The sequence below is a fragment of the Chitinophaga rhizosphaerae genome (assembly GCF_003958645.1).
In the GTDB taxonomy this organism is placed as follows: Bacteria; Bacteroidota; Bacteroidia; order Chitinophagales; family Chitinophagaceae; genus Chitinophaga; species Chitinophaga rhizosphaerae.
Window position 1 is genome coordinate 267,992 of record NZ_RXLO01000008.1, and the last position, 21,321, is coordinate 289,312.

20 protein-coding genes and 1 riboswitch are annotated in these 21,321 nt (G+C 54.2%); of the genes, 9 read left to right on the forward strand and 11 right to left on the reverse strand.

Annotated features, from left to right (window positions below; all coding sequences use genetic code 11):
- Positions 1–130 precede the first annotated feature (130 nt).
- Positions 131–739 carry a hypothetical protein gene (locus EJ361_RS19195; RefSeq protein WP_126247259.1) on the forward strand — a complete coding sequence of 203 codons (609 nt, stop codon included), beginning with the start codon at positions 131–133 and terminating at the stop codon, positions 737–739.
- Between the two features lie 293 nt (positions 740–1,032).
- On the opposite strand, the gene EJ361_RS19200 is transcribed toward EJ361_RS19195, so the two are convergent.
- From EJ361_RS19200 to EJ361_RS19210, 3 genes are all read right to left on the reverse strand, one after another.
- Entirely contained in the window at positions 1,033–1,533 is a 501-nt protein-coding gene (locus EJ361_RS19200; protein WP_126247260.1) for a hypothetical protein, read from the reverse strand.
- 280 nt (positions 1,534–1,813) lie between these two features.
- Positions 1,814–2,269, reverse strand: coding sequence for a TlpA family protein disulfide reductase (locus tag EJ361_RS19205; protein WP_126247262.1), 456 nt, complete (start codon positions 2,267–2,269; stop codon positions 1,814–1,816).
- Positions 2,269–2,859, reverse strand: a complete 591-nt coding sequence (locus EJ361_RS19210; protein WP_126247263.1) for a TrmH family RNA methyltransferase — start codon at positions 2,857–2,859, stop codon at positions 2,269–2,271. Before EJ361_RS19210 ends, EJ361_RS19205 begins: the two co-directional genes overlap by 1 nt.
- A 95-nt stretch (positions 2,860–2,954) precedes the next feature.
- Here EJ361_RS19210 and EJ361_RS19215 point away from each other — a divergent pair, with 95 nt between their 5' ends.
- A complete protein-coding gene (locus tag EJ361_RS19215) occupies positions 2,955–5,660 on the forward strand; it encodes an AsmA-like C-terminal region-containing protein (protein ID WP_126247264.1) in 2,706 nt (901 codons plus the stop codon).
- Positions 5,661–5,708: 48 nt separating this feature from the next.
- Positions 5,709–6,113 carry an SdpI family protein gene (locus EJ361_RS19220; protein WP_126247266.1) on the forward strand — a complete coding sequence of 135 codons (405 nt, stop codon included), beginning with the start codon at positions 5,709–5,711 and terminating at the stop codon, positions 6,111–6,113.
- A gap of 390 nt (positions 6,114–6,503) precedes the next feature.
- Here EJ361_RS19220 and lipA read toward each other — a convergent pair whose 3' ends face one another.
- Together lipA and EJ361_RS19230 are read right to left on the reverse strand one after the other, a co-directional pair.
- Positions 6,504–7,397, reverse strand: coding sequence for a lipoyl synthase (gene lipA, locus EJ361_RS19225; protein ID WP_126247268.1), 894 nt, complete (start codon positions 7,395–7,397; stop codon positions 6,504–6,506).
- A gap of 30 nt (positions 7,398–7,427) precedes the next feature.
- Complete coding sequence (locus EJ361_RS19230) at positions 7,428–8,255, reverse strand: hypothetical protein (RefSeq protein ID WP_126247270.1); 828 nt, start codon at positions 8,253–8,255, stop codon at positions 7,428–7,430.
- A gap of 164 nt (positions 8,256–8,419) precedes the next feature.
- Here EJ361_RS19230 and EJ361_RS19235 point away from each other — a divergent pair, with 164 nt between their 5' ends.
- On the forward strand, positions 8,420–8,827 hold the full coding sequence (locus EJ361_RS19235) for an OsmC family protein (protein ID WP_126247272.1): 408 nt from the start codon (positions 8,420–8,422) through the stop codon (positions 8,825–8,827).
- Positions 8,828–8,922: 95 nt separating this feature from the next.
- On the opposite strand, the gene EJ361_RS19240 is transcribed toward EJ361_RS19235, so the two are convergent.
- Positions 8,923–10,275: a DUF2851 family protein gene (locus EJ361_RS19240; RefSeq protein WP_126247274.1), complete on the reverse strand. Its 1,353-nt coding sequence runs from the start codon at positions 10,273–10,275 to the stop codon at positions 8,923–8,925.
- Positions 10,276–10,396: 121 nt separating this feature from the next.
- A riboswitch (SAM riboswitch) is annotated at positions 10,397–10,509 on the forward strand.
- A 209-nt stretch (positions 10,510–10,718) separates the two neighbouring features.
- On the opposite strand from EJ361_RS19240, the gene EJ361_RS19245 reads away from it, so the two are divergent.
- From EJ361_RS19245 to EJ361_RS19255, 3 genes are all read left to right on the forward strand, one after another.
- A complete protein-coding gene (locus EJ361_RS19245) occupies positions 10,719–11,897 on the forward strand; it encodes a trans-sulfuration enzyme family protein (RefSeq protein WP_126247276.1) in 1,179 nt (392 codons plus the stop codon).
- Between the two features lie 2 nt (positions 11,898–11,899).
- On the forward strand, positions 11,900–13,084 hold the full coding sequence (locus EJ361_RS19250) for a homoserine dehydrogenase (protein ID WP_126247278.1): 1,185 nt from the start codon (positions 11,900–11,902) through the stop codon (positions 13,082–13,084).
- 340 nt (positions 13,085–13,424) lie between these two features.
- Positions 13,425–13,880 (forward strand): hypothetical protein, encoded by a 456-nt coding sequence (locus tag EJ361_RS19255; protein WP_126247280.1) that lies wholly within the window; start codon positions 13,425–13,427, stop codon positions 13,878–13,880.
- Positions 13,881–14,096: 216 nt separating this feature from the next.
- On the opposite strand, the gene EJ361_RS19260 is transcribed toward EJ361_RS19255, so the two are convergent.
- The 5 genes from EJ361_RS19260 to EJ361_RS19280 form a co-directional block, all read right to left on the reverse strand.
- On the reverse strand, positions 14,097–14,894 hold the full coding sequence (locus EJ361_RS19260) for a hypothetical protein (protein ID WP_126247282.1): 798 nt from the start codon (positions 14,892–14,894) through the stop codon (positions 14,097–14,099).
- 39 nt (positions 14,895–14,933) lie between these two features.
- Positions 14,934–15,503, reverse strand: coding sequence for a Maf family protein (locus EJ361_RS19265; RefSeq protein WP_126247284.1), 570 nt, complete (start codon positions 15,501–15,503; stop codon positions 14,934–14,936).
- Between the two features lies 1 nt (position 15,504).
- A complete protein-coding gene (locus EJ361_RS19270) occupies positions 15,505–16,446 on the reverse strand; it encodes a geranylgeranylglycerol-phosphate geranylgeranyltransferase (RefSeq protein WP_126247286.1) in 942 nt (313 codons plus the stop codon).
- Positions 16,447–16,480: 34 nt separating this feature from the next.
- Positions 16,481–17,002: a KdsC family phosphatase gene (locus tag EJ361_RS19275; protein WP_126247288.1), complete on the reverse strand. Its 522-nt coding sequence runs from the start codon at positions 17,000–17,002 to the stop codon at positions 16,481–16,483.
- Positions 17,003–17,081: 79 nt separating this feature from the next.
- Positions 17,082–17,843, reverse strand: coding sequence for a Rossmann-like and DUF2520 domain-containing protein (locus EJ361_RS19280; RefSeq protein ID WP_126247290.1), 762 nt, complete (start codon positions 17,841–17,843; stop codon positions 17,082–17,084).
- Between the two features lie 210 nt (positions 17,844–18,053).
- On the opposite strand from EJ361_RS19280, the gene topA reads away from it, so the two are divergent.
- Positions 18,054–20,405, forward strand: a complete 2,352-nt coding sequence (gene topA, locus EJ361_RS19285; protein ID WP_126247292.1) for a type I DNA topoisomerase — start codon at positions 18,054–18,056, stop codon at positions 20,403–20,405.
- Between the two features lie 44 nt (positions 20,406–20,449).
- The gene (locus EJ361_RS19290; RefSeq protein WP_126247294.1) at positions 20,450–21,319 is read left to right on the forward strand and encodes a transglutaminase-like domain-containing protein; all 870 of its coding nucleotides are present in this window, start codon (positions 20,450–20,452) and stop codon (positions 21,317–21,319) included.
- The last annotated feature ends 2 nt before the right edge of the window (positions 21,320–21,321 follow it).

A 21,321-nucleotide genomic window follows, 5' to 3' on the forward strand; every position in this document is an offset into this window, starting at 1 on the left:
CATTTCGCGGAAAAGCGAGGCAGCCCGTCATCCCATTTTGTAATTCCACCCGTCCCCGCCGCCAGTTTGCGGCCCGCTGCCAAGCCACCACGGTCTTATCCGGTAACTTTCCGTACCCCAACAATCAGCCATGATGTTACCTGAAAAATTAAACGGACTGGGCGGTCTGCAGATCATGCAAACGCTCTACCAGGGCGTTCGCAGCACGCACCCCACCCTCGTAAAGTGGATCGAATCGGACTTTGATTCCGACAAAATCGATAATGCGTTCGTGATGGACATGGTCCTCCATTCCCTGCAATTCCTCGAAGAAGCGCTGGTGCTTTCGGCCGACGAATCCATGCTCCGCAGCAGTGAGCCCGACGTCCGCGCCAGCCTGGCCGATATGGATTTGGTGGCGCACTGGGTGAAGAAGATCCGCCAGTCGCGGAACCTGTACCGCTCCGAAGCGGCCATCAAATCCATCCAATGCCTGTACAAAACCATTGCCGCGTATTATTTCGACGCGCCGGCCGGGTTCCCCGACGAAGTAGCGGGAACGGCGCTGCTGGCGGCCTTTGCAGGCAGCGGCCTCGTCAATGAAAATACCGCGGCCAACATCACAGCACTGTTTGTCGACCGCGGTAAAGTCACGGAAAAAGATTGGCAGGAATGGGACGAGATCACCCGGGCAGAGGGGCTCGACGGGGTTTTCCGCGCCTATGTGGAAGACCAGGTGCGGAAGGTAAGGGTGATGTGACCATCTTCTGCCTGCGGAATCATACTGCAACATTTCATTGACCACGAACATACCAGGCCAGCCTAATCAGTCGAATGACGGTGGTGCCGACAGTCTTGCACATCTCTTCAGCGAGAAGCGACCGGCCTCACAGGGTTTATTTCAGCTTTTCAAGTTTGGATTCAATTTCCGCCAAACGTGCTTCCACCAGCTTCCTGTTGCTTCAGGATAGAGATAATCAGTATTTCGGTGAATCTGACTTTTTTCATAATTGCCCCTGGACCAGTTTTATGGGAGGAGGTCAGTAGACAGAGTTATATACTTACATTGGCCCCATTATAGATTCTCATTTCCTTTACCTTCGACCATTCACGGATAACGGCCCCAAGCTCAGCTACACTATTACGTTCCAACAGAAAATCGATCTTTATTCTGGTTCCCCCCATCTTGAAATTGATTGAATTTCCAGCCCCTTGCTTCATAGAAATGCTGTTAATTGCATACATTTCGCCTCTCACATCCACTAAAAACAATTCTAAATCCAGTATATTTTGCAATAAAAATTCCGATCTGCCATCGTGTTCGTTTACAATAATCGTATCCTCCAAAATAATTACATTCCCGACAATCCTATAATTTCTCACCAAAACAGCTGCCCCTATGCAGGCGATCCCTAAAATTGCCCATACAGCAAAATTTCCGGAGTAGAAGATCAGATCAATAATAGCGCAAAGCATAATAAGTAACCCCAATATGAGTAAACCGCGAATGATCGCGACATTTTTCTTTCTGATCAATGGTAATACTAGTTGCATCCAGGAAAATTGTTACCTCTACTTTTTAAATTATTGACCATATTAATAACTTTCCAACGCACCAGCGTCATTCAGAAAATTCACGGCCGTATTTACCTCCTGTAAGCCAACTCCGACTTCAGCAGTAACACCTGCCCCATGTCCCATGGCGGCAAGACCTAACGCGCCAAATCCAGGATAAGCCGTTGCAAGTGCTATCCCTGCAAATGCTTTCTCAGCTTTACGATTAGCGAGGCACTTTTTATTGTTGCTGATGATAACGTCTATATTTCCTCTCCTGTCAATCGGCGATCACTTCCACCTCCCGCATCACCGCCCCCTCGTCCATCGCGCCCTGCACAAACTTCCGGTACTTCTTCCCGGGATGGATGAACAATGTAGCCGGCAAACTCCCCTTCCACGAAGCGTCTATCAGCGAAGCGAATTTATTGGCATTACTTTCCGCCATCCACCATACTTCGCCGCTCAGTCCGATCCGGTTCACGAACGAATCGATCTCCCGGGGCCAGGCTTCTTCCAGATCCAGGCTGAGGTATACGAACTTCACGCCCGGATTCGCTTTGGCCGCTTTTTCGAAATGCGGCAGCTCTTCCACGCAAGGAACGCACCAGGTAGCCCAAAGGTTCACCACCATAGGCGAATCGGCCGCGGCCAGGCGTGCCTGCACCTCGGCGGGGCTCACCCGCTCAACGGCCGATCCGGCCAGCATCGCCAGTATGACAACGAAAGCGTTCATTATTCATCTTCTTTAAAGCCCCATTCCGCCAGCAGCATGTTCCGCTGCGCATCCGGCAGCGAGGGGGCCGCGTAATGCCCGGCGAGGGATTTTTGCCGCATGGCTTCATAAATACTCACAGCGCAGGCCACCGAAATATTTAGCGAACGGATAATGCCCTGCATGGGGATCACGAAATTACCATCTGCCAGCGCCCGGATCTCGGGGCTCACGCCTGTTTGCTCATTGCCGAACACCAGCGCCACCGATCCCGAAAAATCGATGTCGTAGAGGCTCATGGCCCCGTCTGCCAGGTGCGTGGTGTAAATTTTGCCGTATTTCGCGCGGAGCACGGCTGCCAGCTCGTTCGTGTCCGTGAACTGGTGAACGGTGAGCCACTGCGCGGCGCTCGACGAGCTTTTCACGCCCCAGCGCTTGTGGCGCGGTACTTTTGTGGTAAGCACATATACGTCCTGGATGCCTACCGCGTCGCAGGTACGCAATACGGCGGATACATTATGCGGATCTTCCACATTTTCCAGCACCACCGTAAGGTTGGCCTGACGTTTGTTAATTACCGATAAAAGCCGTTCTTTCCGTTCCGGTGTCATGCCGTTATATATATTTGTGTCAAAAATAACGAATTTACTACCGATATGATCCGTAGCTTCATTTGCCAACACGTAAACCATAACAACTTCACCCTATGAAACTCAAGAAGATACTGAAAGGTATCGGCATCGGGTTGCTTGTGCTCATTGCACTGCTCGTTGCCATTCCGTACCTGTTCAAAGGCCAGATCATGTCGAAGGTCAAAGCCGAGCTGAACAAGAGCCTGAACGCCAAGGTCGATTTCAAGGACGTGGACATCAGCCTGTTCCGCCGCTTTCCACGGCTGGCCGTGGCGCTCGAAGAGCTTCACATCACCGGTACCGGCCACTTCGCCGGCGATACCCTGCTGGCCGTTCGCCGGCTCGACCTGGCCGTAGACCTCATGAGCGCCATCCGCGGCGAAAAGATCAACGTCCACAACGTTTCACTCCTCCAGCCCCGCATCTACGCGGTAGTGGATGAAGAAGGCCGCCCGAACTGGGACATCGTGAAACCGGACACCGCCACCGCAGGCGCGCCCGCCGACACTTCCTCCAGCGAATTCGCCTTCAGCCTCCAGCAATACAGCATCGAAGACGCGACCGTGAAGTACGACGACCACCAGGGACACATGCACCTCGCCATCGCCGGCCTCAACCACAAAGGGAAAGGCGATTTCACTCAGGATAATTTCACCCTTAGCACCAGCACCACCGCAGGCGCGGTGAGCTTCGCGCAGGGATTCATCCCCTACCTGCTCGATGCCAAAACAGAAATCCTCGCAGATGTCAACATCGACAACAACGCCGGGAAATACTCCTTCAAAACCGACAAGATTTCCGTCAACAACCTGAAACTCAGCACCGAAGGGTTCTTCCAGTTGCTGAACGACAGCTCCTATAACATGGACATCCGCTTCCAGGCGCCCAGCACGGATTTCAAAGACATCCTCTCGCTGGTGCCCGCCGTCTACAGCAAAGATTTTTCCAGCATCAAAACCTCCGGCAACGCTACGCTCAACGGCTTCGTGAAAGGCGTATATTCCGGGCAGCAGATGCCGGCGTATGAAGTTCACCTCGGCGTGAAGAATGGCTTCTTCCAATACCCCGATCTTCCCAAACCAGTTAAGAATATCAACCTCGCGGTAAACGTCACCAACCCCGACGGCGTGCCCGACCACACCATCGTAGACGTGCCACAGGCGCATCTTGAAATGGACGACAGTCCGGTGGATTTCCGGCTCATGATCAAAACGCCCGTGTCCGACCTTTACCTCGACGCCGCCGCCAAAGGCCGCCTCGATCTCGGCAAGGTAACCCAGATCGTGAAGTTCGATAAAGGTACCAAACTGGCCGGCCTGCTCGATGCAGACCTCCAGGCCCGCGGGTACATGAGCGCCATCGAACGGGAACAATACGAATCGTTCAACGCCTCGGGCAAGGTTGCCCTGTCGGACCTCGAATATCAAAGCCAGGATTACCCCGATGGCGTGAAAGTATCGTCGATGCTCATGTCTTTCAACCCGAAAAATGTCACCGTTTCAGACTTCAAGGGGCAATACCTCGGCACCAATTTCAACGCCAACGGGGAAGTGAACAACCTCCTCGCCTATCTCTTCCGCAACAACGCGCTCAACGGCAGGCTTGCATTACAAGCCGATCAGATCAATCTGAACAAGTGGATGGGCACCCCGGAAACCGCCGCCTCCGGAAAACCGGCGGATACGGCGTCCAGCACGCCTTTCGCCGTACCCAACAACCTCGACTTTACCCTGCAGGCCCAGGCCGGCAAAGTACTGTACGACAACCTTGCCCTCAGCAACCTCAACGGCACACTGCTCCTCCGCGATGAAGCCGTGATCATGAAAGACATCAAAGCCAACGCGCTGCAGGGCTCCATGGAAATCGACGGCTCCTATTCCACCAAAAACGATAAAGACCATCCCGATATCAATATTTCGTACGACGTGAAGGAGCTCGACGTGCAGGAAACGTTCAAGACCTTCAACACCGTACAGAAACTCATGCCAATCGCACAATTCCTCAGCGGGAAAATGAGCTCGCAGATGACGGTAACGGGCAAGCTAGGGAAGGATATGTCGCCCCTGCTGAACACGCTTACCGGTGATGGAAATCTCCTGCTCATCCAGGGTTTCCTGAAGAAGTTCGCGCCGTTGGACCAGCTGGCCAACCAGCTGAACGTGTCTGCCCTGAAAGACATTTCCATCCGCGACATCAAAAACTATTTTGCGTTCCAGAACGGACGGATGACGGTGAACCCCTTCCGCGTGAAACTCAACAATTTCAACATGCTCATCGGTGGCTCGCACGGTTTCGACCAAACGATGGATTATACCATGCAACTCGCCCTGCCCCGCACTTTGCTGGGCGCGCAGGCCACCGGCCTCGTGAACAACCTCGTGAAACAGGCCAGCAGCAAAGGTTTCAACGTGAACATAGGCGATACCGTGTACCTGAACGTGCTGATGGGCGGCAATATCATGAAACCGTCCGTGAAAACCGATCTGAAGGAAGCGGCGGGCAAAGCGGCAGACAACCTGAAAGACCAGGCCACGGCCATGGTGAAGAATAAAGTCGATTCCGCGAAACAAACCGTGAAGGATTCGCTGACGCACGTAAAAAACGAAGCGGTAAACGCGGCGAAGGATGAGTTGAAAAAACAGTTGCTCGGCGGAAAAGATTCCACCGGCTCCGGCGGCGGCCTGAAGGGAGCGGGCAAAGCAGCGGAAAAAACGTTGAACAATACCCTGAAAGGATTGATCAAACGCAAAAACACCGCACCGGATTCAACAAAGCAGTAATTTCGATTGTATTTATAAGCGTGGCACAAATTGTGCCGCGCTTTTTTTATGGACAGCATTTTACAAAGCCCCTACTGTAACGCCAGTCTGCTTGCCGGATTGCTGTTCCTGTTCATGGGTTACATGATCCGGCGCTTTCCTCCCCGCAGCATGAAAACCTGGTATGGTTACCGCACTTTTTCTTCTACCATCAACCCCGACACCTGGAACGAAGGCAACCGTTACGCCGCGTATATCTCGCGGTGGCTTGGCTGGCTCCTCGTGCCGTTCGGGATTTTGATGGGGCTGGTCTTCCGCCGGCAATCCGAGCTTTTCCTGTACCTGACCGTCACGCCCGTGATCGTGGGCGCCCTGCTGCTGGCAGGATTCACGGAATGGCATTTGCTCCAGGTCTTCGATGAAGACGGTCTTCGGCGGAATAAAAACGGCGGGAACCAGAAGCCCGCCGTGTGATCGTTATGGTGTGCGCCGGCGGGCGAATGGCGGGTGGGCTCCACGCCGGTAACCGGTGCGTTGTAGGCATAGCTTCTCCGTTCACACGACGCTAGCTGCACCTCGACCATGGCCACCTCCACCAGGGCCATACCATGCTGTCTGCCGAACGCACGAAAAACGGAACACACCTCGATCCCGCAAACATTGATAATTACCTTGGGGAAAAAGCGCATGCCGTGCTCATCCATCAGGATTCGAAAGCCTTTGTGCACGTGCATCCCGAACTCCGCAACGGGCGCTTCGTGTTACGCGAAAATCTTCAGTACACAGGTTGTTTGGAACGCAATCGAAGCACAAAAAAACCCGGGGCCTTCCGGCTCCGGGTAACTATTAAAATGTCAGATTGCCTTATTTTCTGCCGCTGAAGATGTGTTTTTCAGCGTGGTAAGACGAGCGGACGAGCGGCCCGGCTTCCACATAATCCAGGCCCATGTTGTAACCGATCTCACGGAGCTCGGCGAACTCGTCGGGATGCACGAAGCGCACCACGGGGAGGTGTTTGGGCGTGGGCTGGAGATACTGGCCGAGGGTTACTACGTCGCAACCGTTATCGTACAGGTCTTGCATGGCTTGCACCACTTCTTCCTTGGTTTCTCCGAGGCCGAGCATGATACCGGATTTGGTACGCATGCCGCCTTGTTTGAGCCGGCGGATCACTTCAAGGCTGCGGTGGTATTTGGCCTGGATGCGGACCTGTTTGGTGAGGCGTTCCACGGTTTCCAGGTTATGGGATACCACTTCGGGGGCGGCTTCGATCACGCGGTCCAGGTTTTCCCAGATGCCCCGGAAGTCGGGGATGAGGGTTTCCATGGTGGTTTCCGGGTTGAGGGCACGAACGGCCTTGATGGTATTGTTCCAGATGATGGAACCACCGTCTTTCAGCTCGTCGCGGTCAACCGAGGTGATCACGGCATGTTTGACTTTCATGAGATAGATGGCTTCCGCCACACGCTGGGGCTCATCCCAGTCTACAGGTTCCGGGCGGCCGGTGGCTACGGCGCAGAAACCGCAGGAGCGGGTGCATACGTTGCCGAGGATCATGAAAGTGGCGGTGCCGGCACCCCAGCATTCGCCCATATTCGGGCAGTTGCCGCTTTCGCAGATGGTATGGAGTTTATGGGTGTCTACAAGGTTCCTGACCTGCCTGTAGTTCTCTCCGATGGGCAGCTTCACGCGCAGCCAATCGGGCTTTTTCACTCTGGGCGCTGCCGGTCCGGCGGCGATTACGGGTAATTCTTGCATCGCAAATCCTTTCTTTAATAAAGTGCAAAGTTACTTATTCCAGCGTTTACCTAACTGCAAACCTACATAAGCGTTGAAAAAGAAGGACTTACCGTCCTGATCCACCATAATTTGCACCTTTTTCGTATAATATTCCGCGTTTACCCCAACTTCCAGGGCGGAGATCACGTCGTTGAACTTGGCCCAGTCGAACCGGAAACCCAGCTTCGCATGGAGCCCGGGGTTGAATTTCACTTCGCCCCAGCCTTTGGAGAATCCGCCGGCGCCGTAGATATTCGTTTTATCGAGGAATTCGTCGTTGTTCTCGGGGGTCCATTTCTGGAGTTTCCGGGAATCCGGATCGCCCGCGTCGTTCATGAGCTCCAGGTAATAGGGCTTCACGAGGCCTGCGGAAATCCCCCCGTAATAAATCGCGTTCACTTCCACCCCGTTCTTATTGCCTTTGCCACCGATGAGCCGCTTCTGGCCGAGGCCCAGTTTGGCCTGGTAGAAGTTGTTCATTTTACCGTAAACGTAAGGGGAAGTGCTGATATAATAGCCCATAACCGGTACGAAGGTGGAGGAACGGTCTTGCTTCGGATCTTTCTTCTCCGAAAACTCGAACTGGAAGAAATTCACTGTGGATGCGCTTTTGCGGTACCCCATCTCCAGGAAGCCCGTCCACCCGTCGGTATTGAGGCGTGCGCCACCGGAGAATTCGCGGTTGTAAAGGTTTTCACCTTCTTCGATCTCGCGGAACAGGGAAATTTTCCGAAGCTTTTTCTGTTCCCTTTCCGCTTTTTTGTCGGAGCGGTTAGACTGAGCGTGCAAAGCGAGGGAAGCCAGCAGGAGTAGTAAAAGTGTGTTGAATTTTTTCACCGTGTTGCGCAATTATGATTATTAAACGCGGGATATCGTTTTATGTTTTATTCCTATACAAACATACACAAATTTGTTCGTAGTTGCCGGGCCCGTCCGCTATTCCCGGAACCCGGCGGCCATTCTTAAAAATACGCTTATTTTTACATCAAAATTCATTTACAATGCATACCGCTGCCATCCTTTACAACGGCGAACTCAGAACTACCGCTACCCATCCCCGCTCGGGCTCCGTTATCGAGACCGATGCGCCGGTAGACAATAACGGCAAAGGCGAACGATTTTCCCCGACCGACATGGTAGCTTCGGCCCTCGGTTCCTGCATGCTCACCATCATGGGCATCAAAGCCCGCGACAAGGGTTGGAACATCGACGGCACAACCGTGAGCATCGACAAGATCATGGGTACCGATCCCCGCCGCATCACCGGCGTGAAGGTACTCATCGCGGTACCGCAAACCGCCGGGCTCGACGATACCGCCCGCAAGATCCTCGAAAACGCGGCCCTCACCTGCCCCGTTGCCAAAAGCCTCCATCCAGACATTCAACAGGATGTGACTTTCACCTGGTAACCGTACAACGGCGCTCCCGGGCCAGGGGTTACAACCTCCTGCAAAGTCTCTCCGAAAACGAATACGGCCGCCCCGCGAAGGGCGGCTTTTTCGTGTCACCATTCGAGCTCCGCACCTTCGTCTCCCCAATCCGACCAGGCTTCTTCCCCAAGCTCGGAAGCGAGCCAATGGTCATCACCCAGCAACCCTTTTCCTATCCTGCAATCCAGGCATTTTTTCTCATCGCAGAACTGTTGCCGCAGCTCGATGAGCGCCTGGGATTCCCCGGCCGATCGCGCTTCCACCCCTTCCCGCGCCCAGGCGCGCATAATGCGGTTGTTTTCCGCGCCCAATGCCTGCCACAGCGCCAGCGCCCGCCGTTGCAGGGCCTCGCTTTTCAGGTACTGCCCGTAAGCGTAAAGCAGCGGCGCCACGGCATTGATCAGCACATGCCTGACCGCCTGGCGGCCCATGGAAGCCGTGCGGACAGACGGTATCCCGAACCGGTAATGATCGTCCCAGTACGCCGAGGGCTGCACGGTGAGGAGGGCTTCCAGGCTGTCGGGGCTTTCATGGTCGAGCATAGCCGAAAAGAGATGCGGTTCCTTGTGCAAAAGCGCCGCCAGGCAAGCGATGCGCATGGTCGGGAACGACGATGGCCGCATCCGGAGCCAATGCCAGGCATGGGGCGCCATGGATTCCAGGCTGTACTTGCGGCAGAGGAAACGGTATTCTTCCCGGAGCTTCGCGGGCCAGGGTTCTTTGGAAGCTTCCGGAAGCAGGCCCGCCTGTCCGAACAGCAAGGCTTCCAGCGACAGGGCATTGTGCCGGATGCGGGACAGCACCCGCCAGGGCGTGGCGGCCATCAGCTCACGGAAAGCATCGGTGTTGACCGGCATGCCGAAGCAGGCGGCCACGGCGCGGAGGCACACTTCCTCCCAATTGGAGCCGGTCTGCTTCAACCAGCCGAGGTACACGCCGGCCTTTCGCTCCATCCGCCCCGCAGCCAACCGGGAGAGCCAGTCTTCCCAGGCACTGTCGGGCACGCGGGCCAGCAGCCGGGAGCAGGGCAGCTCATCGGCATTGTCCATCAGCGCGCGGTAGCGCCGCAGCAGGATTTTGGGCACCCGGGGCTGAAGCTCCAGCACAGGGATGTTCCCCGTATCGGCATCGTGCTGGAATACGACGTGAAGGATCACCCGGTCGTACCGCCGGTCGTGCTGATGGCCGTGTCGCAGCCAGTCGGACGTCCGGTAGTGGATTTCCACATTTCCCGCCCACAACAGCGGGCCGATGCGGATGCGGGCCGCGGAGAAATCGGGACCGGCGTGGCGGTTGAGCTGGCCCGGATGGAGGATTTCGAGGGGCTCGCCGGCCACGGTGGCCAGGCGGTCCGTGTTAAACCTGCCGGAAATCCAGATGAACTGCAGGAGGGATTCCGGGCAGAGGGGGGCAACAAACGGTTTCATGAAAAAAGTATTAGATTTCGTTCAAAATTTACCATAAAAAACAAAGCAAAAACGAAAATCGTGGAAGGAATTTGGAAATCTGGCCTTCCGCACCTTACCTTTGCGATCAGTTCTTAAATATCACTTATCCAGAAAGGCAGAGGGTACTGGCCCTGTGAAGCCTTAGCAACCAATTCCGCCCATGGCGGGAAAAAGGTGCTAATTCCGGCCCCGGTTTACGGGGAAAGATAAGTTGGCAGAGATTTTCCTTGTAGCGCAACTATTAGTAGCGATATGCTCTTCCAACCCCCGGAAGGGCTTTTTTGTTTCCGACTGACATAATGTGAATTTAACCTGTACGTTTGCAGTGAACGTTGCGGCACAGCCGTTTCGTAAAAACAATGATCAACCATGCCCGCCACCAGCAGGGGAATGCCGGGGCGGACAAACAAAACCAAACACAGATGAAACCATCTACGCAATTGATCCACAGCATCCCGGTAGACGAACTGACCGGTGCGATTTCGGTACCTATCTACCAATCGTCCACCTTTGTGCAGGAAAGCCCCGGGATCCATAAGGGCTTCGAATTCTCCAGGGCCAATAACCCCACGAGAAAAGTGCTGGAAGACATCATCACCAGCCTCGAGGAAGGCTACGCCGGATTCGGGTTCGCCAGCGGCATGGCCGCCATCGACGCGGTGCTGAAACTCCTCAAGAGCGGAGACGAGATCATGGCCGTGGAAGACACGTACGGCGGCATCTTCTCCATCTTCAACCACATGTTCGAACGCTTCGGCATCAAGGTCAATTTCGTGGACATGAGCGATACGGATAAAGTGCTCGAAAAGATCACGCCGAAAACGCGCATCATCTGGCTGGAATCTCCCACCAACCCCACGCTCAAGATCTCCGACATCAAATCCATCAGCAAGATCGCGCGGCAGCACAACATCCTGCTGGTGGTAGACAATACTTTCAGCACACCGCTCCTGCAAAAACCCATTCCCCTGGGTGCAGACATCGTCATCCATTCCGCTTCCAAATACCTGGCCGGGCATACCGACGTGATCGCAGGGCTGGTGGTAGTGAACAGCAAGCCCCTGGCCGATCAACTGAAGTTCAACCAGAACATTTCCGGTAGTATACTCAGCCCCTTCGAAGCCTGGCTCACCATCCGCGGCATCGAAACGCTCAGCCTGCGCCTGGAAAAACAGTGCGCCAACGCCCTGGCCATCGCCAACTGGCTGGCCGAGCACCCGGCGGTGGACAAAGTGTTCTACCCCGGCCTGGCCACACACAAGAACCACCACATCGCCAGGAAGCAACAGAAAGCTTACGGCGGAATGGTCAGTTTTTCGCTGAAGGAAGATTTGATCAAAAACGCGATCCGCATCGTCAACACCACCAAACTCTTCAAACTGGCGGAAAGCTTTGGCGGCGTGAAAAGCATGCTGGCCCACCCGGTCACGATGACGCACCGGAACATCCCTGAAGAATTCCGCCGCAAGGCAGGTCTCCAGGATTCCTGCATCCGCCTGTCTATCGGTATCGAAGACGCGGAAGACCTTATCAACGATCTCAAACAAGCTTTAGATAAACTTAACCAGCCTATCGGCAAACAAATTACCGTACTGCAATAAATATGGAACAGAAGACAATCAATCTCGGCATCTTCGGCTTCGGCTGTGTTGGCCAGGGCCTCTACGAAGTGCTGAACAGAACGAAAGGGATCAACGCCCGGATCAAGAAAATCTGCATCAAAGACCCGAACAAGCCGCGTCCGATCGACATGAGCTATTTCACGACAGACGCCAACGAGATACTGAACGATCCTACCATAGACGTAGTGGTGGAGCTGATCAACGAAACGGAGGCCGCCTTTGAGATCGTGAGCACCGCCCTTCGCAACGGCAAAGCCGTAGTGAGCGCCAGCAAGCGCATGATCGCCGAGAACCTGCCTGCGCTGTACCAGCTGCAGGTAGAGAACAAGGTGCCCTTCCTCTACGAGGCTTCCAGCTGCGCCAGCATTCCCATCATCCGCAACCTGGAGGAATATTACGACAACGACCTCCTCAACGCCGTGGAAGGCATCTGCAACGGTTCTACCAATTACATCCTCACCAAAATATTCGAAGAGCACCTCAGCTTCGAAACCGCACTCCAGCAGGCGCAAGACCTCGGGTTCGCGGAAACCGACCCTACGCTCGACGTGGAAGGCTACGATCCAAAATTCAAGATCGTCATCCTCCTGCTGCACGCTTTCGGCACCTTCGTGAAACCCGAAGAAGTATTCAACTTCGGCATCAATCACCTCAACGATTTCGATATCAACTTCGCGCGCCAGCGCAATTGCACCATCAAGCTGATCGGCAATTGCCGCCGCCAGAACGGCAGCGTGAACGCCTACGTGCTCCCGCACCTCATCCGCGAGCATAACCTGCTGTACGATGTGTACAACGAATACAACGGCGTGCTCCTCGAATCCGCATTCACCGACAAACAGTTCTTCGTTGGTAAGGGCGCGGGCGGCACCGCTACCGGCTCCGCCGTACTGAGCGACATTTCCGCACTGCTCTACAATTACCGATACGAATACAAAAAGATCAAACAGCAAAACCAACCCTCGTTCACCAACGATGTGCAACTGAAAGTATACCTGCGCTTCAAATCGCCCGACCAGGTAGACCTCGCCTCGTTCTACAACATCTCCGAGAAATACGAATCCCCGGAATGCCGTTACGTGGTAGGCACCATCAACCTGCAGAAGCTGAAAGAAGCGAAATGGCTGAAGAATAAGGATGTGAACTTGCTGGTATTGGAGCAATAGTCCCCACAACTGATCTATAAACGAAACGGTCCGCCACTCCAGGCGGACCGCCGACATCGCATTCCATGCCCGGGAGCCCGGTTAACCGGAGGGATTTCTTCTACGGGTATAGTAAACGATAGCAACTTTTTAATGAATATAAAAGGGAAGCCAGGTGCTTCCTTTTTTTATCCCTGCCAGCAATGATGTAAATCTCCCTTATCGGAATGCTAATTTACCGGTTAACCATGTCGCCCATACGCTCTTCCCATTGAAAAATGAGGTAGCCTTTGCAAACATGCATGTATATCCCCGTAGTATCTTGTTTTTACATAATTCCTCACCCAATAAACCCTTCATTATGACCCGTAAAGTTTGTTCCATGTTCGCCCTGATGGCAGCCCTCGTTATGTTCCAGTCCGAAACCTCCGCCATCCAGCCCACGAAAACAAAAGTGCCCGTTCCCAGGTTCAGCTGCTCGTTTACCCAGACAAATTTCAGCCTTTCCCTGACCGGTAATCCCGCTACGTCGTACACGTATACGATGATCGATTTTGCAGCGCATTACTTCTCCACCAATCCCTACACGCAAGCCCAATGGGAAACCGGCGTGGTGATCGGCAACGTTACCGGCTGCACTTCCTCCACCCGCGTGCGCGGTACCAAAGTGCAGTCAGACGGCAGGTTGATGGAATGCACCATTTCCACATCAGGGGTTGTGGTGATCCGCTGGGTTTCCGGCCCACCCATGCCTTCTTCCGGACCGTTGACACATTATGCGGTTGAATTCGCCACCGTGCCGATGTCGGCGTACTAATGAAAGAATTTTCGCAACAAAAACGGGAAGCCATGAGCTTCCCGTTTTTGTTGTATGCGGATGGGGTGGCATCATTTGGTGACGAAGGTTGGATGCACGCCCCCACGATCACCTGTACGCGATCATTGTATACGCTGGTGACGGAAGTGTAAGGAGTTTTATGATGAAGGGATTTGTATTTGTTTTTAGAAATATGGCGAAAAGGTGTTTTGCCTGCTATCGGTGCTGAAAAAGTTGATACGCGAATTGACGGGTGAAGTCGGCCGTTGCAGGAGCGGAGAAATCTTCGCGCCGCCAGTTCATGCTTTCCAACCGTCCGCCGGAAAGGTAAGCGTGGCCGTAAGAATTGCGCCAGCGGAGAGTGCCGAGTGCCGAAGCACCTTCTTCCACCGACCTTTCGTTTTCACTGAGCGCCGCAAAATCGCGACCCGTCCAGATGAAATAGCACCAGGGCGGGAAAACGCGCGCCAGTGCCGGCTGGTCCGTGTACTGGTATTTGATGGCGCCGGTGCGCACTTCCGTTTCCGCGATAACATCGAAGCTTTCGGAGCGCACTACGTTCCCTCCTTTCCAATACAATTTGAACATCTGGTTGCGGGCGCCGGCATTCACGACGTGCAATTCGGCGAGTTGGTTGCCGCTGTACACGAGGGAGTCGTAGTCGGTGACGGACCACTGCCCGCTATGATCGAAATTATGATACCGGATCCTGGTGAGGCGATTGCCGGTGTACAGGAAAGAACGGTCGATCCGTTGCTGCTGACCGAAGAAAAGATACGTGAAGACGAGCTTCCCGCCCGCCCAGGCCACTGTTGAGGAGTCTGTCCCCGAAGCGGTACGGGTTACCCACGCGGAGGGTTCTCCGTTGCTGTTGTAGTAAAAAAAGGTGGATTCACCGGCTCCGGCGATTTCCGTCAGTTTCCAGACGGGTTCGGTGGGGCGGGGTGTTATTTGTGTATCTTTTTTACTGCAAGCCGCAAGCATCATCAGTGCGGCGGGTAGCATTTTCTTCATAGGTATTCGGTTGTCTGAACGCGGGTTCCGGAATTAATCCTACAATTTCGCCAGCCGCTCCGCCACCTGGCTGATGGGCAGCCCCATTACATTGTAGAAATCGCCGTTGATACCGTCGATCCCCACGGCCCCTATCCACTCCTGGATAGCGTAGGCGCCGGCTTTATCGTAAGGCTGGTAGTTGTCTACATAAAACTCGATCTGCGCGGTGGTCAGCGGTTTGAAATGCACTTCCGTGGTCTGCGAAAACGCCTGTTCCTCTCCGTTGCGGACGATCACCACGCCCGTGATCACCGTATGCACCCGGCCGCTTAAACGGCCGAGGATATGGATGGCATCGGCCCGGTCTGCCGGTTTGCCGATCACGTCGCCATCCAGCACCACGATGGTATCTGCGGCCACGATGATATCGTCTGCACTGTAATGCGCCTGCACGGCCTTCGCTTTCTGCCGGGCGATGTGCTCCGGCACTTCGGGAACGGGCATGCCTTCGGGCCACGACTCGTCGGCCGCACTAACTTTTACTTCGAAGGGGATGCCGGCCTGCTCAAGAAGTTGCGCGCGGCGGGGGCTCTGGCTGGCCAGTATAACGGGTTTGCGGGAATACATGCTACATGATTTTAAAAAACACCATAGACAGGATGCCGGTCAGCATCACGATCTTGATCCAGGTGGAAATGGAATGATAATGCTCCGGCTGGTACGCCTTCGCCAGCGGCCGCTGGATGAACCACGCCAGCGGGAAAACGACGAACATGCCCACATATCCCACCGCGGCATACCAACCCCGCAGGAACGTGACGATCATCAGCACCAACAGCAACACTTCCAGCATGCCGATCAGCACCATGGTGAAGTGCTTCGTTTTTTTCACGCCCCACACAATGGGAAGCGTGCGGCAACCGTCTTTACTGTCTCCGATCATATCCTCCATATCCTTCACGATCTCCCGGATCATGGACAGCAGGAACGCGAACAGCGCGTAAATGCCGATGACCTGGATAAGCTTCCGGCCGGCGGGCGACATGATCGCCTCGAAGCTCCCGTAAATCTGTTTTTCGTAAAAACCCACCACTACAACGCTCAGCGCCGTCAACAGCGAAATCACGACATTGCCGATGATCACCTGGCGTTTGAACGAAGTGGAATAGAACCACAGCAACATGGTGCAGATCACCTGGATGAAGCCCAGGTAAAACTGGCCGATCCTGAACGCCACGAGGAAACCGATGGATACCCCGGCCATGTTGAGCATGGTATGCCAGGCCATGGCCCAGCGGCGGTTGATGATCTTTTCCACCACCATTTTTTCCGGCTTGTTGACCAGGTCTATATTGATGTCGAAATAATCGTTGATGATGTAGCCGCCTGCCGCCACCATCAGCGTGGAAATGCAGAGCAGTACAAAATGCGGCCAGGTAAGGGAGGGCTCGAGCCCGCTTTTCTGCAGCACGGGCGCCACTACGCAAAACTGCAACAGCAACTGCGTGAGCGCGATGTAGATCAGGTTCGGATACCGGATCATCCTGAAAAAAGCTGCGATAAGGGTCATTATATATTTTTATGCATGGAAATTTCGGATTGGGCTACCTGGCACTGATGCCCTCGTCGAGCTGCCAGTCGCCATTGAGCTTCAGCACTTTTTCGATGACGTCCCGCGCGCATCCGGCACCGCCGGTGACGGGAGAAATGTAACGGCTGATGGATTTGATCTCCGGCGCCGCGTCTGCCGGACAAGCCGCCAGCCCCACCAGCTGCATGGCGCGGTAATCAGGGATATCGTCTCCCATGAACAGGATCTCGTCCCATACAAGATCGTGCTCCAGGGCATAGGATTCCAGCCTTTCCACCTTGTCGGCCACGCCGGTAAACACGTCGCTGATCCCCAGTCCGTTGAGCCTCGTTACCACGCTCTCCGACCGTCCGCCCGAAATAATGGCGATCCGGTAGCCTTTCTTCACCGCCAATTGCAGGGCGTACCCGTCGCGGATGCTCATTTTACGGCTCTGTTCGCCACCGGGCAGCAGCAGGACCGTTCCGTCGGTCAACACGCCGTCTACGTCGAACACGAAAGTGCGGATGCGGGAAAAATGTTCCAATACGTTCATAACTATCTGTCTGTCGTTTCTGCGTTGGCCGGCCGGGAGGCCGGTGCGCAAAAATATTCGTTAATCGGGAGACCGCCAATCATTTATGGAACTGGAGTATACTCTCCGACAGCAACGGGTAAATTTGGGCCATGGAGGGGTAGTTGACGAGCAGGGATTCGTGCAGGGCCATGGTTTTTTCGTCATTTCTCACCGCCGGGCCGGTTTGTACGCTTTCCGGCGGGAACTTGTCGAGCCGCTGGAAAGTTTCCCGGATGAGGGGGGCCAGCAGCTGGAAATCGCGCCCTTCCTGTTCGCAATAGAATTTGGCGAGGGCGATGAGGTGGTTGGTGAAATTATTGCAGAAAACGGCGGCCAGGTGCATCTGGAGCCGCTGTTCGGAGTTCATGATGGAAATGGAACCACTGATGCTCTGGGCCAGGGCCAGGAGGCGCTTCTGCACTTCGTCAGACGAGGCTTCCAGCATGAGGGGGATCTCGGGGTAGGATTTAGTCTCCTTCCGGATGCTTTGCAGGGGGTATAATACGCCCGTATTGGTGGAAATATTGCCGATGGCCGACAGGGGAACTGCCCCCGCGGTATGCACCACGATGCGGCGGCCCAGGCGGAGATCGTTGTTCAGCCGGGCCAGGGCATCGTCTCCCACGGCCAGCAGGTACACGTCTGCCTCCATATGAATGTCCATCAGGTCGCCGGAAGATTCGGCGCCGAGGGATTCCGCCAGCACCCGGGCGTTGTCCTTGTTACGGCTGATCACCTGCTTTACAGGATGGCCGTGCAGCTTCATGAGGTGACCAAAACAATGCGCTACGTTCCCTGATCCGATAATGACGATGTCCATGGCATTCGATGTAAGTAAAAATGAATATGTAATATAAGCGTCTTTCGGCGAAAAGGAGATAACATAATAATATGGCGTCTGTTGCGCGCTGGAATTCAAGTATTTAACCTTATCTATTTTTTATATCATCCTACTTTTATATAATTGCATCAATCGGATTTGTAATATTGATACAAATTTCAGCGTAATTACAGACATAAAAAGGCGTTCATGGCTAAAAATCTCGTGATTGTAGAATCCCCGGCAAAGGCGAAAACGATTGAGAAAATATTAGGAAAGGATTTTGAAGTGAAATCTTCTTTCGGTCACATCCGTGACCTGGAGAAAGATGACATGGGAATCGACATTCAGAATAATTTCAAACCGAAATATATAATACCGGAAGACAAGGAAAAGGTTGTCAAGGAATTAAAAAAACTGGTGAAAGACTCCGAGGAGGTTTGGCTTGCAACGGATGAGGACCGCGAAGGGGAAGCCATTTCATGGCACCTTTGCGAAGTGCTCGGCCTCGACCCCTCCTCTACCAAACGCATTGTATTTCACGAGATTACGAAACCCGCCATCGAAAAAGCCGTTCGTACGCCCCGCCTGCTCGACATGAACCTGGTGAACGCCCAGCAGGCCCGCCGTATCCTCGACAGGATCGTGGGCTTCGAGCTGTCTCCCGTGCTCTGGCGCAAAATGAGCATGCGCAACTCCCTTTCCGCAGGCCGCGTACAATCCGTTGCCGTTAGGCTGATCGTGGAGCGCGAACGCGAGATCAACCAGTTCGAGACCACCAGCTCCTTCAAAGTGGAAGCCTGGTTCATGGCCAAAGATATCCAGGGCCGGACCATCGCCTTTAAGGCCGACGGCCCCTCCCGCTTCAAAACCGCGGAAGACGCCGAAAAGTTCCTCGGACAATGCGTCGGCGCCGCCTATACGGTGAAAGACGTGACGGTGAAACCGGGAAAAAAATCACCCGCCGCCCCCTTCACCACTTCCACCCTCCAGCAGGAAGCCTCCCGCAAACTCGGGTACAGCGTGTCCAAAACGATGCTCCTCGCCCAGAAACTCTACGAATCCGGGCAGATCACCTACATGAGAACGGACTCCGTAAACCTGTCGGACACCGCCATGGAAGATATCAGCAAAGCCATCCACAAAAACTGGGGCGACCGCTACTATCAATCCCGCAAATACAAAAACAAGAACGAAAACGCCCAGGAAGCGCACGAAGCCATCCGTCCCACTTACATGGAAAACGCTTCGGTAGACGATTCCGACCTCAAACGCCTCTACGAACTGATATGGAAACGCACCATCGCCAGCCAGATGGCCGACGCGGAACTGGAGAAAACCATCGCCAAAATCGATATCTCCACCAACCACGAAGAACTCTCCGCCAGCGGCGAAGTATTGAAATTCGACGGCTTCCTGAAAGTATATATGGAAAGCCGCGACGATGAAGATGCCGACGAAGAGGATCAGGAAGGCGTATTGCCGCCCCTGGCCGTGAAACAGGCGCTGGAACTGAAGGAAATGAAAGCCACCGAACGCTTCACCCGCCCCGCTCCCCGATACACGGAAGCCTCGCTGGTAAAGAAACTCGAAGAGCTCGGCATCGGCCGCCCGTCTACCTACGCCCCCACCATCACCACCATCCAGAAACGCGGATACGTGGAGAAACGCGATAAGGAAGGCGTGAAAAGGGATTTCCGCATCCTCTGGCTGAAAAACGACGAAATCAGCAAACAAACCGACCAGGAAAATACCGGCGCCGAAAAAGCGAAACTCTTCCCGACCGACCTTGGGATGCTGGTGACCGACTTCCTGAAACAATATTTCGACCGGGTAATGGATTACGGATTCACCGCCCGCATCGAGGAAGAATTCGACGAAATCGCCGGCGGCAAAAAGAAATGGAACAAAATGCTGTCCGACTTCTACGCCCCGTTCCATAATAATGTGGAAGAAACGCTGGAAAAAGCGGAAAGGGTGAAGGGAGAACGCCTTCTCGGCGAAGACCCCGCCTCCGGCAAGCCCGTTACCGCCCGTATGGGCCGTTTCGGCCCCATGGTGCAGATCGGGAAGGTAGACGACGAGGAAAAGCCCCGTTTCGCCAAACTGAAACAGACCCAGAGCATCGAGACCATCACGTTCGAAGAAGCGATGGACCTGTTCCGCCTCCCCCGCAACCTCGGCCTGTTCGAAGGCACGGAAGTATCCGTGAACATCGGCAGGTTCGGGCCCTACGCACAACACGACAAGAAGTTCTATTCCCTCAAAAAGGAAATGGACCCTTACACCGTGGAGCTGGAAGAAGTAGCGCCGCTCATCGTGGAAAAACGCCAGGCCAAAGACGAACGCACCATCAAGGTGTTCGAAAAGGAAAAGATCCAGGTGCTCAGGGGCCCCTACGGTCCGTACCTGAAAGTAGGCCTGCGCAACTATAAACTGCCGAAAGAAAAACATGAGACCGCCGCCGATATCACCGTGGAAGAAGCCAAAGCCATCATCGAAGAGCTGAAAGCGAACCCACCCAAGAAAAAGGCGCCGCCCCGCAAAAAGAAAGCGGACTAGACAAAAATTCGTAACTTAAAGACAAGAATCCTTAACTCATTCCATTGCACGAAACAAGGGAAATAAACGCGTTATTCCATCTGCTGGACGATCCTGACCAGGAAGTGTTCGACACTGTGGCCAACAAGATCCTCATGTTCGGGAAAGAAATCATACCAAACCTTGAGCATTTGTGGGAAACGACGGTCGACGAACATATCCAGGAACGTATCGAAATGCTGATCCATCGCGTCCATTACCAGGACTTGCAGGAGGATTTCCGGGTTTGGCATTCCGGTGGCTCGCAGGAGCTCATCAAGGGCGCATTGCTTACCGCCAAATACCAATACCCCGACCTTACGGAGCAGTCCGTTCATACCGAAATCGACCGCATCAAACGCAATATCTGGCTCGAACTGAATAATTACCTCACCCCGCTGGAACAGATCAATGTCCTCAACAGCATGATCTACAACTATTTCGGCCTGAAGGGCGAAGAAGTAAGCTACCAGCGCAAAAACCAGTTCTTCATCAACCAGGTGATCGAAGGCCGCAAAGGCAATCCCCTCACAAACGGGATTGTGTACCAGGCCCTCTGCGCCATGCTCGATTTGCCGGTGTACGCCGTCAATATTCCGCGGCAATTCATTCTCGCGTATTTCGATACGTTTTATGATTTCACGGAGCCGGCAGACCCGGGAGACTATCGCATCCTCTTTTTCATCGACCCCATCCAGGGGCAGATTTATACGCAGCAGGATGTGGATACCTATCTCAAACGCGTAAACGTGCCTGTAAATCCCGAGTTCTACAAACCGCAGAGCAATGCCCGCATCGTCCGGTTTCTGCTGGAGGAAACGGCGAAATGTTTCCGCAACGACAAGGAACAGTATAAGCACGACGAGCTGCTGAACCTTGCCCGTATTCTCGACTGATG